At 57.0% G+C, this 14898-nt stretch carries 14 protein-coding genes; 7 read left to right on the top strand and 7 right to left on the bottom strand.

Annotated elements, in window-relative coordinates; translation table 11 throughout:
• Positions 1-10 precede the first annotated feature (10 nt).
• From ACOTZF_RS06855 to celB, 3 genes are read right to left on the bottom strand one after another with little or no spacing between them, the layout of a single operon-like run.
• Positions 11-1432 (bottom strand): leucyl aminopeptidase family protein, encoded by a 1422-nt coding sequence (locus ACOTZF_RS06855; RefSeq protein WP_421636068.1) that lies wholly within the window; start codon positions 1430-1432, stop codon positions 11-13.
• Between the two features lie 2 nt (positions 1433-1434).
• Positions 1435-2388: a N(4)-(beta-N-acetylglucosaminyl)-L-asparaginase gene (locus ACOTZF_RS06860; protein ID WP_013098235.1), complete on the bottom strand. Its 954-nt coding sequence runs from the start codon at positions 2386-2388 to the stop codon at positions 1435-1437.
• Between the two features lie 3 nt (positions 2389-2391).
• Positions 2392-3711 (bottom strand): PTS cellobiose transporter subunit IIC, encoded by a 1320-nt coding sequence (gene celB / locus ACOTZF_RS06865; protein WP_023620393.1) that lies wholly within the window; start codon positions 3709-3711, stop codon positions 2392-2394.
• 147 nt (positions 3712-3858) lie between these two features.
• Here celB and ACOTZF_RS06870 point away from each other — a divergent pair, with 147 nt between their 5' ends.
• Positions 3859-4683, top strand: a complete 825-nt coding sequence (locus tag ACOTZF_RS06870) for an XRE family transcriptional regulator (protein WP_129251946.1) — start codon at positions 3859-3861, stop codon at positions 4681-4683.
• Here ACOTZF_RS06870 and arsC read toward each other — a convergent pair.
• Both arsC and bepA read right to left on the bottom strand, forming a co-directional pair.
• Positions 4680-5036, bottom strand: a complete 357-nt coding sequence (arsC, locus tag ACOTZF_RS06875) for an arsenate reductase (glutaredoxin) (RefSeq protein WP_129251944.1) — start codon at positions 5034-5036, stop codon at positions 4680-4682. The two genes, ACOTZF_RS06870 and arsC, sit on opposite strands and share 4 nt — an antisense overlap.
• A gap of 13 nt (positions 5037-5049) precedes the next feature.
• Entirely contained in the window at positions 5050-6513 is a 1464-nt protein-coding gene (bepA, locus tag ACOTZF_RS06880) for a beta-barrel assembly-enhancing protease (protein WP_013098231.1), read from the bottom strand.
• Between the two features lie 221 nt (positions 6514-6734).
• On the opposite strand from bepA, the gene ACOTZF_RS06885 reads away from it, so the two are divergent.
• On the top strand, positions 6735-7799 hold the full coding sequence (locus ACOTZF_RS06885) for an AI-2E family transporter (RefSeq protein WP_013098230.1): 1065 nt from the start codon (positions 6735-6737) through the stop codon (positions 7797-7799).
• A gap of 128 nt (positions 7800-7927) precedes the next feature.
• On the opposite strand, the gene bcp is transcribed toward ACOTZF_RS06885, so the two are convergent.
• Together bcp and ACOTZF_RS06895 are read right to left on the bottom strand one after the other, a co-directional pair.
• The gene (bcp, locus tag ACOTZF_RS06890; RefSeq protein WP_013098229.1) at positions 7928-8398 is read right to left on the bottom strand and encodes a thioredoxin-dependent thiol peroxidase; all 471 of its coding nucleotides are present in this window, start codon (positions 8396-8398) and stop codon (positions 7928-7930) included.
• Positions 8398-8967: a glycine cleavage system transcriptional repressor gene (locus ACOTZF_RS06895; protein WP_013098228.1), complete on the bottom strand. Its 570-nt coding sequence runs from the start codon at positions 8965-8967 to the stop codon at positions 8398-8400. The genes bcp and ACOTZF_RS06895 overlap by 1 nt, the downstream gene beginning before the upstream one ends.
• A 145-nt stretch (positions 8968-9112) precedes the next feature.
• On the opposite strand from ACOTZF_RS06895, the gene dapA reads away from it, so the two are divergent.
• The 5 genes from dapA (at position 9113) to ACOTZF_RS06920 (ending at position 14827) form a co-directional block, all read left to right on the top strand.
• Complete coding sequence (gene dapA, locus ACOTZF_RS06900) at positions 9113-9991, top strand: 4-hydroxy-tetrahydrodipicolinate synthase (RefSeq protein ID WP_013098227.1); 879 nt, start codon at positions 9113-9115, stop codon at positions 9989-9991.
• Between the two features lie 16 nt (positions 9992-10007).
• A complete protein-coding gene (gene bamC, locus ACOTZF_RS06905; protein ID WP_013098226.1) occupies positions 10008-11042 on the top strand; it encodes an outer membrane protein assembly factor BamC in 1035 nt (344 codons plus the stop codon).
• Between the two features lie 109 nt (positions 11043-11151).
• Positions 11152-11865 carry a phosphoribosylaminoimidazolesuccinocarboxamide synthase gene (gene purC, locus ACOTZF_RS06910; RefSeq protein WP_008501631.1) on the top strand — a complete coding sequence of 238 codons (714 nt, stop codon included), beginning with the start codon at positions 11152-11154 and terminating at the stop codon, positions 11863-11865.
• Between the two features lie 119 nt (positions 11866-11984).
• Entirely contained in the window at positions 11985-12854 is an 870-nt protein-coding gene (locus ACOTZF_RS06915) for a neutral zinc metallopeptidase (RefSeq protein ID WP_029882266.1), read from the top strand.
• The gene (locus tag ACOTZF_RS06920) at positions 12854-14827 is read left to right on the top strand and encodes a tRNA(Met) cytidine acetyltransferase TmcA (RefSeq protein ID WP_129317969.1); all 1974 of its coding nucleotides are present in this window, start codon (positions 12854-12856) and stop codon (positions 14825-14827) included. The genes ACOTZF_RS06915 and ACOTZF_RS06920 overlap by 1 nt, the downstream gene beginning before the upstream one ends.
• The last annotated feature ends 71 nt before the right edge of the window (positions 14828-14898 follow it).

Genomic DNA, 14898 nt, shown 5'->3' on the forward strand with positions numbered 1-14898 from the left:
CGCCACCCGGCTAGAGATCTCCCATCAGGTGCTCTACCAGCATCGGAATCGGCCTCCCTGAGGCCACGCTTCTGCCACCCTCACGCCACAGCGCCGTACCGCTAATATCCAGATGCGCCCACGGGATTGTCGGCGGGCAGAAGTGATGCAGCAGCCACGCCGCCGAGGCACTGATCGCCGCATTGTTGGGCGGCGTATTGCACAGATCGGCGATGGCGCTGTCGGTCTGCTTTTTCAGCCGCGCATCCAGCGGCAGGGACCACACTTCATCTCCGCTCTGTTTTCCTGCCTGCGTCAGCGCCTGGCGCAGTGGCTCGTCCTGGGTCATCAACCCGCTCAGCTCATATCCCAGCGCTTTGACCACCGCACCCGTCAGCGTTGCCATATCGATAATGTAGCGCGCCTGCGGATGGCGCTGGCTGGCCCAGGCGATAGCGTCTGCCAGCACCAGTCGGCCTTCGGCATCGGTATTGTTGATTTCAACCGTGGTGCCGTTGCAGGCTCTGGCTACCGTGCCAGGCTGCATGGCGTCCGGGCCGATGGCGTTTTCTGCCAGCGCCAGCACGCCCATGAGGCGCACGGGGAGCGCCAGCTCTGCAACGGTCAGCATCAGCCCCAGCACGTTCGCTGCCCCACACATGTCATATTTCATGGTGTACATACCCGCGCCATCCTTGAGCCACAGGCCGCCGGTATCGAAGGTAATGCCTTTACCTACATAGCAGCGCACCGGACCGTCAGAAACACCGTCATAGTGAATAGCCAGCAGTCGTGGCGGGCAGGAGGCGCCTTTGCCAACGGCGTGAAGCAGCCCCAGACCCTGCTCAACGATCTGCTTTTCATCCAGCACTTCACAGTGCAGGGCAGGGAAGGCCGCGCACAATGTTTGCGCCTCCTGCACCATAAACTGCGGCGTGCAGCGGTCGGAGGGGATATCGGCCAGACGGCGTGCGGCGACCATTCCACGGCCAATGGCGAGCTGCTGGCGGAAGATAACGTCCAGCCGCGCCTGCTGTTCTGGCAGGCAGAGGGCGGTAACGTGCTCAACGCGCAAAGTGACATCGTCCGCTTTCTTCAGCTGCAGATCGCTAAGCCTGTGCGACTGATTAAAAAGAAAACGCAGGACCTGTTGCAGCACAACCTCGTTAATGTGGGTGACATCCAGGACCACGTCGGTACTGACGGGCGTGGCCAGCAGCGGACGGAGTGCCGCAAGCAATCCTTCGGTAAGGCTAACCTGCCAGAGAGCATCCGGCACCAGCGTGATGCGTGCAAAAGGCGCACAGCCAAAACGGGTGTCGGCAACGGCATCTTGCCCGCGCATTTCCGCAATCAGTGGCGTGTCCGGCAACAGCGTAGACGAGCTGCGGGCGATGAGGTGGCCGTGTGGCTTTACGTCAGAAAGGGCGGTGATCAGCTGATACGTCATCAACATTACTCCTCAATCGGTGCGCGGATCCGTGCGGCATAGGCCTGCATCCATTCATCATCCACCGCCTGATAGTGCGTTTTTTCCCGCAGGCGTTCGGCGCGAAACACGGTCAGCGGCTGGCGTGCCGTCGCCACCACAAAGGAGAACGTTTTAATGTTGGTGGCGGCGCCAAATTCACCTTTGTTATTCATGCATACCACGGAGAGATCCCCCGCGCGGCCAAAGCGCGACATCAGCTTGTCTTCCAGCTCGAACACCACGGAATCTGCCGCCTGCTGCGGAGACATCCCCTGCGCCATGCGGCGAACAATTTCGTAGCTGGTGCAGCCTTTCATCAGATCTTCGCCCACGCCCGTGGCGGTGGCGGCGCCGGTTTCACTGTCGCAGTAGAAGCCGGAGCCGATGATCGGCGAATCGCCAAGTCGGCCGCGCTTTTTCATAAACAGGCCGCTGGTGGAGGTCGCCACGCTCATGGATCCCTGTTTGTCGAGACCGATAATCCCGACCGTGTCATGGCCATCGTAGGGGCTTAAGCCTTTATCCAGCGTCTCCCGGCAGCGCTTGCGGTAGTGCTGCATGGCCCGGTCGGTGAGCATCGTTTTGTCGGCAAAACCCTGGCTCAATGCCCACTCGCGTGCGCCCTGGCCGACCAGCAGGCTGTTATAGCGCTGGCGGCTTAACGCCTGCGCCACGCGTACCGGGTTGGCGATATCCACCAGATTTCCCACAGCGCCAAACGCCAGCGTGTCGCCGTCCATGTAGGCGGCGTCCAGTTCCACCTCGCCATTTTCGGTTGGTAGCCCGCCGTAGCCGACCGATTTATAGAACGGGAAGTCCTCGACGGCGGCAACGGCATCCACGACCGCGGCAGCCACCGGTTTCCCAGCTGCCAGCGCAGAGGCCGACTCGGTGACGCCTTCAAGCGCCATTCGCCAGGTGGCGATAATTCCCCACATGCTTTACTCCTGTTTTGCAAGGGTGGTGTCGGTTTGCGTCACGGTGGCAATCTCCGCGGCGCGGTACTGTTTATCCACGATACGCATGAATGGCAGATACAGCATGGCGCCAATCAGCAGGTTGATAAGCTGCATGATGCTGCCGCTGAGATGTCCGGTGACGATAAAACCGCTGATAACAGGCGGCAGCGTCCAGGGGATAAACACCCCGGTGGTGACGGCGACCGCACCAATTTTCATTGCCACGTACTGCACGGTGACCAGCACCAGCGGCACCAGATTGAACGGAATGAGCATGATCGGGTTCATGATCACCGGCAGGCCGAACAGAATCGGTTCGTTGATGTTAAACACCGAGGCCCCCGCGCCCAGGCGTGCCACTTCGCGCATGTTTTTACTGCGGGCGAAAATCAGCATCGCAATCACCAGCGACAGCGTGGCCCCTGCGCCGCCCATCCAGATCATGTCAAAAAACTGTTCGGTGATAATGTGCGGTGGGGTAGCGCCGGCCTGAATGGCGGCGATGTTATCGGTCTGGTTCTCCATCCACAGCGGGCGAATAATGCCGTTGATCATCGAACCGGAGTTAATGCCCACTGACCACAGAATGGTGATGCTGAAGACCGTCATCAGCGCGCCAAAATAGGAAGTGCCGTAGTGGCGAACCGGGGTTGCCACCACCTCGTAAATAAACTGGTGGATGGTGTTGTAATGGGTGTTTTCAAAGCCGATACGGATCATCAGTACCAGGATCATCACCAAGAGGGCAGGGATCAGCGCCGCGAACGACTCCTGCACCGCAGGCGGCACGCCATCCGGCATTCTGATAACCAGTTTTTTGCGCTTCAGCCAGCAGAACAGCTCCGTCCAAAGCAGAGAGCCAATCATCGCCACGAATAGCCCTTTACTGCCAATCCACTCTACCGGCATGACGGTGATGCCACCCTGTTCCGCCACTTTGATAAAAGGGGTCAGGATCAGAAAGGCGACCAGCGCCAGAATGCCGCAGGAGATACGGTCTTCGCCATAGTGTTCAGCCAGGCGATAGGCGACCAGGAAGCTAATAAACAGCGACATGGTCGAGAACACCGCGTTGAACGGGATTTCGATAATCGCGCTCCAGCTTTCCCCAAACGCCTGAGACATAAACTGCTGATAGGTTTGGTTGGGGAAGGAGGAGATCACCAGCAGGATAGAGCCGACGATGATAAACGGCATGAATGAAACGTAGGCACCGCGAATGGCACCAAGATGACGCTGCTGGGCCGTTTTGGCCGCCAGCGGCATCAGTTTTGCTTCAAGAAATCCCAGAACATTGTTCATTGTGAACTCCGTACAAGATTGAGAGGTGTTGTTTATGTTATCTCTGGGGATTATCAGTGAAGCGCGGCGAGCGAAAGGTGAAATCGGTCACAAAGCAATCGCTGGTCCATTATAAATCTCATAAGATTAGTTCTGGAGTTTGTTGCGATGGAAATCAAACTGCACGCCAATGCGACCACGACGCCGCGCATCCGTCGTTATCTTCAACAGTCGGATAAGAGCGACAGAGAGCTGGCCGTCGAGCTGGGTATTTCGGTCACCACCGTCAGACGCTGGCGCAATCGCGACCAGGTGTCGGATAACCATACGACGCCAAAAGTGATACACAAAGCGATGAGACAAGAGCAGGTTGCGCTGGTGAATGCCCTGCGTGACATCCTGGGTGCGCCGTTGGATGACCTGCTGCTTATGGTCAACGACGTCCTGGGCATTGCCGTTTCCCGCGCCACCCTGAACCGCTATCTCAAACCAGCCGCTGCAAAGCAAAAAGGGGCCCCCTTGCAGGGGAAAAAGGCGCTGAATGCGGGTATTACGCCCCATACGCTGGAACTGCACCATTTGCCTTTGTCGCTGCATATGGACGACGGCGGGGAGCAGCATCTGCTTTGGGCGCGAGAGCCGGTGAGCGGCTGGTGCTATGCCCGGCTTTATGCGGGGCTGTCGCCTCAACGACTGAATACCTGGACGCAGGAGGTGCTGGCGGCGTGTCCGGCTGCTATACAATCTATTGAGACTTTTGGTTTTGAGGCGACGCTGGCTGTTAACAACATTGCGGTGAAGGCACATCCACGTACCTGCAGGGCACTTCAGGTGATAGTGCCCTTACGCGATATTATTCCGCGCGTGAATGTTGAACCGGCGGGTGCGCTATTGATGACCTTGTGCGAGTTTTACAACCGGGGTAAAGCGCAGAAAAAACTGGGGGAAAGTACGCCGCAGGCCTTTCTGGAAAGGCTGCGGCGCGAGGTTTAAAGAATGTCGAGCACATCTTCCGGCGGACGCCCGATGCGCGCCTTGCCGTTTGCCACCACAATCGGGCGTTCAATGAGCTTCGGATTGTCAACCATCGCCTGCACGAGTTCAGCTTCAGTGAGACGCGGGTCGTCCAGGTTAAGTGACTTATAGAGATCCTCTTTCTGGCGCATCAACTCACGTGCACTGCCCATGCCCAGCATATGCAGGATCTGGCGGATCGTCTGTGCGTCTGGCGGTGTCTCCAGATACAGCACCACCTCAGGCTCTACACCGTTGGATTTCAGCAGGCTGAGGGTGTCGCGGCTCTTGGAGCAGCGAGGGTTATGGTAGATTTTTACCGCGTCAGTCATATTTTCTTCCTTTTTACATCTTTTCGTACGGCTTGAAGCGCTGCTGTAGCGCGCGCAGCTGATCGATACGCGCATCGTAACGGGCCTGTTGCAGGCTGCCAAGTTTGACCTGCGAACTGGCGCTGCTGAGCATCGAAATGGCCTGATCCAGACGCCCCACCAGGGCAAACCCTTCGGCGCGTGCCGCCAGCTCCTGATCGCGGTTGCCCAGTTGGGCTTCTGCCTGAGCGAGCAGATCCCAGCCGTTTTGATCGTCTTTATTGTCGAAGGTGTAGCGGTTCAGAATGGTGGCCGCTTCACCCGGCTGGCCGCCCTGCAGATAAGCGTTCGCCAGGTTAAGCTGCAGCACCGGGTTGGTCCGCACCTCTTTGGCACCTTTCAGGCGGTTAATCGCATCGGCAGGTCTCTTCTGCCCCAGATCGATATCCGTGGAGAGGTCGAGATACCACGGGTTATTCGGGTCGGCGGCCAGCAACGGTTGCAGCGTTTTTCGCGCTTCGTCGTATTTGCTGGCTTCCATCGCCTGCAGGGCACGGCCGTATTGCGCCGCGTTCTTCTCGCGCACGTTGCCTTTTGCCAGGGCATCCAGCAGGTCGCTGGTGAGCTGGTTGCGCCCGGAATTGTACATGCCCAGCGTTCTCACTTTCGCCATGTAGAAATCCTGTGAGGATTGCACCACCACCGGACGCATCTGATTGGCACGGTTACGCGCATCGGACAGACGGCTTTCCGGTAACGGGTGGGTGAGCAGAATTTCGGGTGGACGTGACGAGTAGCGTGCCTGATCGAGCAGTTTTTCCAGGAAGCTGGGCATGGCCTGTGGGTCAAAGCCCGAGCGCTGCAACACCTGGATGCCAATGCGGTCCGCTTCCTGTTCGTTTTGCTGGGTGAAACTGATCATCCCCTGGCGCGTGCCTGCCAGCGTGCCGGTTAATGCGGCCATCCCGGCCTGCGGGCTGGCCATCGCCAGCAAAATAGAGCCCAGCGCACCCACCCAGGTCAGGGGCGCGTTGCGTTTCTGGTCTTCCATCGCACGGGCCAGATGGCGCTGAGTCACGTGGGAAATTTCGTGCGCCATGACCGACGCCAGTTGGCTTTCGTTATCGGAGTAACGGAATAACGCCGAATGCAGCACCACGTTACCGCCAAAGAAGGCGAAGGCGTTGATTTCGTCGTTATTGATTAAATAGAAGTGGAAGGGGGTTTTTACCGAGTTGGCGTGCGCGACCAGGCGCATCCCCAGACCATTAATGTACTGCACCAGCAATGGGTCATTGATCAGCGGAGCACTGCCGCGCAGCTGGCGAACATAGTAATCACCCATCTGCATCTCCTGACCAATGGAGAGCGTGCTTCCTGCTGTGGTGCCCATGTCCGGCAATGAATCGGACGAATCAGCAAAAGCTGGCAACACCTGACCGACCGTTACGGCGGCAATCAGTGTCGCAACCACTGTTTTTTTCAACTGCCTGAACATAACCACTGTCCTGTATTTTGGATGTGCTAATTTGACCGATGAACCCGCATATCGTTCATCTCCACTGCCCTGCGAGTGTAGCCGTGTTGTGGCATGAAGAAAATCCCATTCATCAGGCTTTTGCGGATTGTGACAGCGATACAAAAAGCGAAAGTCTTTTTTGTGACAGTTAGATACAATTCACCTTCTGACTCCCGTCATTCGATTCAGGGAAGGGTTGTATGCTCGAAATGTTAATGCAGTGGTACCGGCGCCGGTTTAGCGACCCGGAAGCCATTGCTTTGCTGGTTATTCTGGTTGCCGGGTTCGGTATTCTGTTCTTCTTCAGCGGCCTTCTGGCACCACTGCTGGTGGCGATTGTGCTGGCCTATCTGCTGGAGTGGCCAACCGCGCGGCTGGAGAATATCGGCTGCTCCCGACGCTGGGCGACCAGCATCGTGCTGGTGCTGTTTGTTGGCATTCTGCTGTTGATGGCGTTTGTGGTCATGCCCGTCGCCTGGCAGCAGGGGATCAACCTGATCCGCGATATGCCCGGCATGTTAAATAAGCTTTCTGATTTTGCCGCCACGCTGCCGCGTCGTTATCCGGCGCTGATGGACGCGGGGATCATCGATGCGATGGCCGAAAACATGCGCGCCCGCATCATGACCATGGGCGATTCGGTGGTGAAATACTCCCTGGCGTCGCTGGTTGGGCTCCTTACGCTCGCCGTCTACCTGGTGCTGGTACCGTTGATGGTGTTCTTCCTGGTGAAGGACAAAGACCAGATGCTCAACGCCGTGCGGCGTATTCTGCCGCGTAATCGCGGGCTGGCCGGGCAGGTGTGGGAAGAGATGAACCAGCAGATCACCAACTACATTCGCGGCAAAGTGCTGGAGATGATTGTGGTTGGGGTCGCGACCTGGATTGGCTTCCTGATCTTCGGGCTTAACTACTCGCTGCTGCTGGCGGTGCTGGTGGGGCTGTCGGTCCTTATTCCGTATATTGGCGCTTTTGTGGTCACCATTCCGGTTGTTGGGGTCGCGCTGTTCCAGTTTGGCCTGGGCACCGAGTTCTGGAGTTGCTTCGCGGTGTACCTGATTATTCAGGCCCTGGATGGCAACCTGCTGGTGCCAGTGTTGTTCTCAGAAGCGGTGAATCTGCATCCGCTGGTGATTATCTTATCGGTGGTGATTTTCGGCGGGCTGTGGGGATTCTGGGGCGTGTTCTTTGCCATTCCGCTGGCGACGCTGATTAAAGCCGTCGTCCATGCATGGCCGGATGTGCCAGCGGTGGAGGAGAAGTAGTTTTTGTGCGGCCTGATGCCCTTCTCTCACGGGGGAGAGGGGGAAAACACTAAAAACGGCAACCAGGTTGCCGTTTTGTATTTATCTTGTAGGTCGGGTAAGGCGAAGCCGCCACCCGACACTCACTTTCAGGCACTTTGTTTCAGCCAGTTCAGCACCACGTCGTGGTGGTTGCTGGTTTTGAAGTCGTCAAAGACATGTTCCACTTTACCGTCAGCGTCAATCAGGAAGCTGATGCGGTGAATGCCGTCATAGGTTTTGCCCATAAACGTCTTCTCGCCCCAGACGCCGAACTGCTCACAGACCTGATGATCTTCGTCGGAAAGCAGCGTGAAGTTCAGCAGCTCTTTTTCAGCAAATCGTGACAGCTTTTCTGGCTTATCGGTGCTGATGCCCAGCACTTCCACGCCGGCTTTTTTCAACTCGTCCATGTTGTCGCGTAAGCCGCAGGCCTGCACGGTGCAGCCCGGGGTCATGGCTTTCGGGTAGAAATAGACCAGAACACGCTGTCCCTGGAAGTCGGTCAAATTTACTTGCTCACCATCCTGATCCGGTAAGCTAAATTTCGGTGCAATGTCACCGGCTTTCAGTGGGTTCATTACTCAACTCCATCCTGTTCATGCTGCGAATAATTTACGACGCTTATACTGCCTTGCGCGTGTAATTCTGTACAGAGGGCTTTGAACGCTTGCTCGATATTTGACGCATCCTGTGATGCAGGACTGTGGGCGGTGATTTGAATAAAGAGGGTAGGTACGGCACTCTCATCAGCCGGTTGTGTGCGGGAAACCAGCTCGGCAATGTTCATCTGATGGCTGTCAAACAGCGCGGTAAAACGCTCGATCAGATGAGGGGAATCAGGAACTTCAACCTGTACCCAGACGGTGGCAGGCATGGCCGGACGCGGACGCGCATTGGTGCGTTTCATCACGATCAGCAAATCCAGCTCCGCGCCTTTCAGCGGCAGGGTAGATTCGATAAGCGTGATGGCGTTCCATGTCCCGGACAGCAGCATAATAAACGTGAACTCTTCGCCCAGCATCGCCAGACGGCTGTCCTCGATATTACAGCCGCAGCTGCTCACGTGGCGGGTAATGGTGTTCACGATACCCGGCCTGTCAGCACCCAGCGCAGTGATAACCAGGTAATGTTGTGATGAGGTTGTCAAACCTGTTCTTCCTTTGCTTGGTTAAGTCTTCCTAAGGAAAGCATAAAAAAAACATGCATACAACCGCCTGAGGGCCTCAGGTCGCTTGCTTTTATTACAGTTCCAAACGTACCATTGAGGCTCTTGTTCGCACAGAGGATGGCTCATGTTCACGGGAAGTATTGTCGCGCTTGTAACACCGATGGATGAAAAAGGTAATGTCTGCCGGTCAAGCATGAAGAAGCTGATTGATTACCATGTCGCCAATGGAACCTCGGCGATCGTTTCGGTAGGGACTACCGGTGAATCTGCAACGCTGAGCCACGAAGAGCACGGCGATGTGGTGATGTTGACCCTCGAACTGGCTGACGGACGTATTCCGGTCATCGCGGGAACGGGCGCGAATGCAACCGCAGAAGCGATTAGCCTGACCCAACGTTTTAACGACAGCGGCGTTGTTGGCTGTCTGACGGTCACCCCTTACTACAACCGTCCTACTCAGGAAGGTTTGTTCCAGCATTTCAAAGCCATCGCTGAACATACTGACTTGCCACAAATTCTGTATAATGTGCCGTCCCGTACTGGCTGCGATATGCTGCCGGAAACCGTTGGTCGTCTCTCGAAAGTAAAAAATATTATCGGGATTAAAGAGGCGACAGGGAACTTAAGCCGCGTTCATCAGATCAAAGAGCTGGTTTCAGACGACTTTATCCTGTTGAGCGGTGACGATGCGACCGCGCTGGACTTCATGCAGCTCGGTGGTCATGGCGTGATCTCCGTAACGTCGAACGTTGCGGCCCGCGATATGGCGGAAATGTGCAAGCTGGCGGCGGCAGGTCACTTTGATGAAGCCCGTCTCATTAATAAACGTCTGATGCCGTTGCACAATAAATTATTTGTCGAACCCAATCCGATCCCGGTGAAATGGGCATGTAAGGAGTTGGGACTTGTAGCAACCGATACGCTGCGTCTGCCAATGACACCGATTACCGACCACGGTCGTGAAATCGTCACTGCAGCGCTGAAGCATGCCGGTTTGCTGTAAAGTTTAGGGAGATTTGATGGCTTATTCAGTACAGAAGTCGCGCCTGGCGAAGGTTGCGAGTGTTTCGCTTGTTATGCTGCTCGCTGCCTGTAGTTCAGACTCGCGCTACAAGCGCCAGGTGAGCGGTGATGAATCCTATCTGGATGCGACCCCGCTTGCTGAACTTCATGCACCGGCTGGCATGATCCTGCCGATTCAGAACGGCGATTATAATATCCCCGTGACCAACGGCAGCGGCCCGGTGGGCAAAGCGCTTGATATTCGTCCGCCAGCACAGCCTCTGGCGCTGGTGAGCGGGGCGCGTACCCAGTTTACCGGTGATACCGCGTCTCTGATGGTGGAAAGCGCACGTGGCAGCACGCTGTGGCCACAGGTGGTGAGCGTCATTCAGTCGAAGAACTACACGATTGACAAGCGCGATGACGCCAGCCAGACGTTAACCACCGACTGGATCGAGTGGAACCGTCTGGATGAAGACCAGCAGTACCGTGGTCGTTATCAAGTCTCCGTTAAACCGCAGGGCTATCAGCAGGCGGTTACCGTTAAGCTGTTGAACCTGGAGCAGGCGGGTAAACCGGTGGCGGATGCTGCCTCTATGCAGCGTTACAGCACTGAAATGCTGAACGTGATTGCTGCGGGCCTGGATAAGAACGCCACAGACGCGGCTAACGCCTCACAGAACCGCAACGGCATGACGTTTGATGTCCAGAGCGGCGCGGATGATACCGGCCTGCCAATGCTGGTTGTTCGTGCGCCATTCAACCAGACCTGGCAGCGCCTGCCAGCGACGCTGGAGAAAGTGGGCATGAAGGTGACCGACAGCACGCGTTCAACCGGTAGCATAACCGCAACGTATAAGCCGCTGTCAGACAGCGCATGGCAGGAGCTGGGCGCACGCGATCCACAGCTCGCTTCCGGCGACTACAAGATTCAGGTAGGCGACCTTGATAACCGCAGTAGCCTGCAGTTTATCGATCCGAAAGGTCACACGCTGACCCAGTCGCAGAACGATGCGCTGGTCGCGGTCTTCCAGGCTGCATTCAGCAAATAAATACGAGGGCTGGTGAATCCAGCCCTTTTTATTTTCGTGCTACGCAAACGTGTGCGTGGCATAATATGCCCAGTTTTGAACACAAATCATCACACCAGGAGTAATCAAGATGCAGAAGCAAGCTGAGTTGTATCGTGGCAAAGCGAAGACCGTATACAGCACGGAAAACCCGGATCTGTTGGTGCTCGAGTTCCGCAATGATACGTCAGCAGGGGATGGCGCACGCATTGAGCAGTTCGATCGTAAAGGCATGGTGAACAACAAGTTCAACCACTTCATTATGACCAAACTGGCCGAAGCGGGTATCCCGACTCAGATGGAAGCGTTGCTGTCCGATACGGAATGTCTGGTGAAAAAACTGGATATGGTTCCGGTTGAATGCGTCATTCGTAACCGTGCCGCGGGCTCCCTGGTGAAGCGTCTGGGCATTGAGGAAGGCATCGAGCTGAATCCACCGCTGTTCGATCTGTTCCTGAAAAACGACGCCATGCACGATCCGATGGTCAATGACTCCTACTGCGAAACCTTCGGCTGGGTGAACAAAGAGAACCTGGCGCGCATGAAAGAGCTGACCTACAAAGCCAACGACGTGCTGAAAAAACTGTTTGATGATGCTGGCCTGATCCTCGTCGACTTCAAGCTGGAGTTCGGTCTGTTCAAAGGCGAAGTGGTACTTGGCGACGAGTTCTCACCGGACGGCAGCCGTCTGTGGGACAAAGAAACGCTGGATAAAATGGATAAAGACCGTTTCCGTCAGAGCCTGGGTGGCCTGATTGAAGCGTACGAAGCAGTGGCTCACCGTTTAGGCGTTAAGCTCGACTAACTCCCTCATCGCCAAAGGATGTTCATATCCTTTGGCGTCTTACCTTTGTTTCCTATGGTAATCTTGCCGTTAACCGCCTACGATCATAGCTATTATTAATGGAATAGTTCGAGGTAGTTATGCGCTGGCAAGGGCGTCGTGAAAGTGACAATGTAGAAGACAGACGTGGTGATAGCGGTGGCGGCCCTTCCATGGGTGGCCCCGGCTTCCGTTTACCCAGCGGAAAAGGCGGAATCATTCTGCTGATTGTGGTGCTGGTTGCGGGTTACTACGGGGTCGATCTCACCGGGTTAATGACCGGTCAGCCGCTGCAGCAACAGCAGCAATCTCAGCGCTCCATCAACCCAAATGAAGATGAAGCGGCCAAATTTACCTCTGTTATTCTCGCGACCACTGAAGACACGTGGAGCCAGCAGTTTGAGAAAATGGGACGCAGCTACCAGCAGCCGAAGCTGGTGATGTACCGTGGTGCGACCCGCACCGGCTGCGGCACCGGACAGTCGGTGATGGGGCCGTTCTACTGTCCGGCAGACAGCACCGTCTATATCGATCTCTCTTTTTATGATGACATGAAACGCAAACTCGGTGCCGACGGTGATTTTGCACAGGGCTACGTGATTGCGCATGAAGTGGGGCATCACGTGCAAAAATTGCTGGGCATTGAGCCTAAGGTTCGCCAGCTTCAGCAAAACGCCTCGCAGGCGGAGGTCAATCGCCTTTCCGTGCGTATGGAGCTGCAGGCGGACTGCTTCGCGGGCGTCTGGGGTAACAGCATGCAGAAGCAGGGCGTGCTGGAATCTGGCGACCTGGAAGAGGCGTTAAATGCCGCAGAAGCCATTGGTGACGACCGTCTCCAGCAGCAGAGCCAGGGCCGGGTTGTGCCGGACAGCTTCACTCACGGGACGTCAGAACAACGTTACACCTGGTTTAAACGCGGTTTTGACAGCGGTGACCCGGCGCAGTGCAATACCTTCGGTAAAGCCATGTAATGGTGGCGTTTGACCAACTGATTAGCCAGCTTGAGCGCACCGGCCAGCGTCGGCTGGTGGTGCTCAGCGGTGATGCGCAGTGGTCCCTGGCGCAGGCCGGGGCGCTGCGTGATACGCTTTCCGGGGATTGGGTGTGGCTGGATGAAAACCCTTCCCGGGAGATAAGCGGGCTGCTGGGGCGCGAGTTCCGGCATGCTGTTTTTGATGCCCGCGCCGGGTTTGATGTCTCAGCCTTTGCCGCCCTGAGCGGAACGCTGCGTGCCGGGAGCCTGCTGGTGCTGTTGGCTCCCCCGCTTGCGGTGTGGGCAGACACGCCCGACAGTGATTCCCTGCGCTGGAGCGACAGCGCGGAACCCATTCCCACGCCGAATTTCATTCGCCACTTTTGTCAGACGATTACCCGCGATCCCGATGCAATCGTCTGGCAGCAAAACCAGCCGTTAACCCTTCCTCCGTTTCCTGATGCCCCTGACTGGCAACCCGCTAACGGCGCACCCCAGCGCGAGCAGGCGGAGATCCTGCACGCACTTCGTGCAATGCCGAAAGGCGTTGCGGCCGTTACCGCCCCGCGCGGGCGGGGAAAGTCGGCGCTTGCCGGCATGCTGCTGAACAGCATTGAGGGCAGAGCAGTTGTCACCGCACCGGCAAAGGGAGCAACGGAGGTCATCGCACGGTTTGCGGGTGAACATTTTCACTTTATGGCACCGGATGCGCTGCTGGCCTCCTCACACCATGCCGACTGGCTGATTGTCGATGAGGCGGCGGCCATACCCGGCCCTGTGCTGGAGAAGCTGGTTGCGCGCTTTCCACGGGTACTGTTAACCACGACGGTACAAGGGTATGAAGGAACCGGAAGAGGGTTTTTGCTTAAATTCTGCGCGCAGTTCAGCGCCCTGCAGCGTTATACCTTATCCACCCCCGTTCGCTGGGCTGCGGGATGTCCGCTTGAGCGGGTAGTCGCCAGCGCACTGCTGTTTGACGACACGCTCATCGACCAGCAGCCGAAAGGAGAGGTGCAACTGACCTCTCTGGCCCCCGACGCATGGGAGCATACGCCTGCACTCGCCGCGAGTGTCTACGAGCTGCTTTGTGCGGCTCATTACCGTACCTCGCCGCTGGATCTGCGCCGTATGATGGACGCCCCCGGTCAGCACGTTGCCGTCGCGCAAACGGACCCGGTCATTGCGGGCGCGCTGTGGCTGGTAGACGAAGGCGGGTTAAGCCCGGCGCTAAGTCGCGCAGTATGGGCGGGTTTTCGTCGACCTCGCGGCAACCTTGTCGCGCAGTCTCTGGCCGCGCATGGCGGCACGCCTCTGGCAGCAACGCTGAAAGGTCGACGGATCACGCGCATCGCTGTTCACCCTCACCGGCAACGGGAAGGGATCGGCCGGGCGCTCATCCGCGAGGCCTGCGGGGAGGATTATCTCTCGGTGAGCTTTGGCTTTACCAACGCGCTGTGGCATTTCTGGCAGCAGTGCGGCTTTGAGCTGGTACGGATAGGCAGCCACCGCGAAGCCAGCAGCGGCTGCTATACCGCAATGGCATTATTGCCGCAAAGTGAGGCGGGGCATCGTCTGTGTGAACAGGCCCGGCTGCGCCTGCATCGCGATGCGCGTGTCTTATCATTGTGGAATGGCGAAAAGATCCCGGTGGCAGATGAGTGGGAAGCTACCCTTAATAGTGACGACTGGCTGGAGCTGGCAGGCTTTGCCTTTGCACACCGGCCCTTTGCTACGTCCGTTGCCGCATTGACGCGTTTGCTGCTCGCCGTGGATCTGCCGCTTCCGGCCCTGCGCGGTAAAATTGAGGCACGAAGAGAGGACGCTGCGCTCAGTGCTGAACTGTCGCTCACCGGGCGAAAAGCGGTGCTGGCAATATTACGCGCTGAAACGGCGCAGGCCCTTGAATGTCTTGATAATGCGCGCAGTCAGCAGCTCAAAAGCGACATTTTGCAATGGCAATTTTTTCAATGACTTCTTCAGTAAAGTGGCATGGTCATTCCCCCCGCAAGGCGTAGAATCCAGGTCATCAATTAAGGAGACCG

The organism is Enterobacter cloacae complex sp. SHL021 (genome assembly GCF_049237765.1).
GTDB lineage: Bacteria > Pseudomonadota > Gammaproteobacteria > Enterobacterales > Enterobacteriaceae > Enterobacter > Enterobacter cloacae.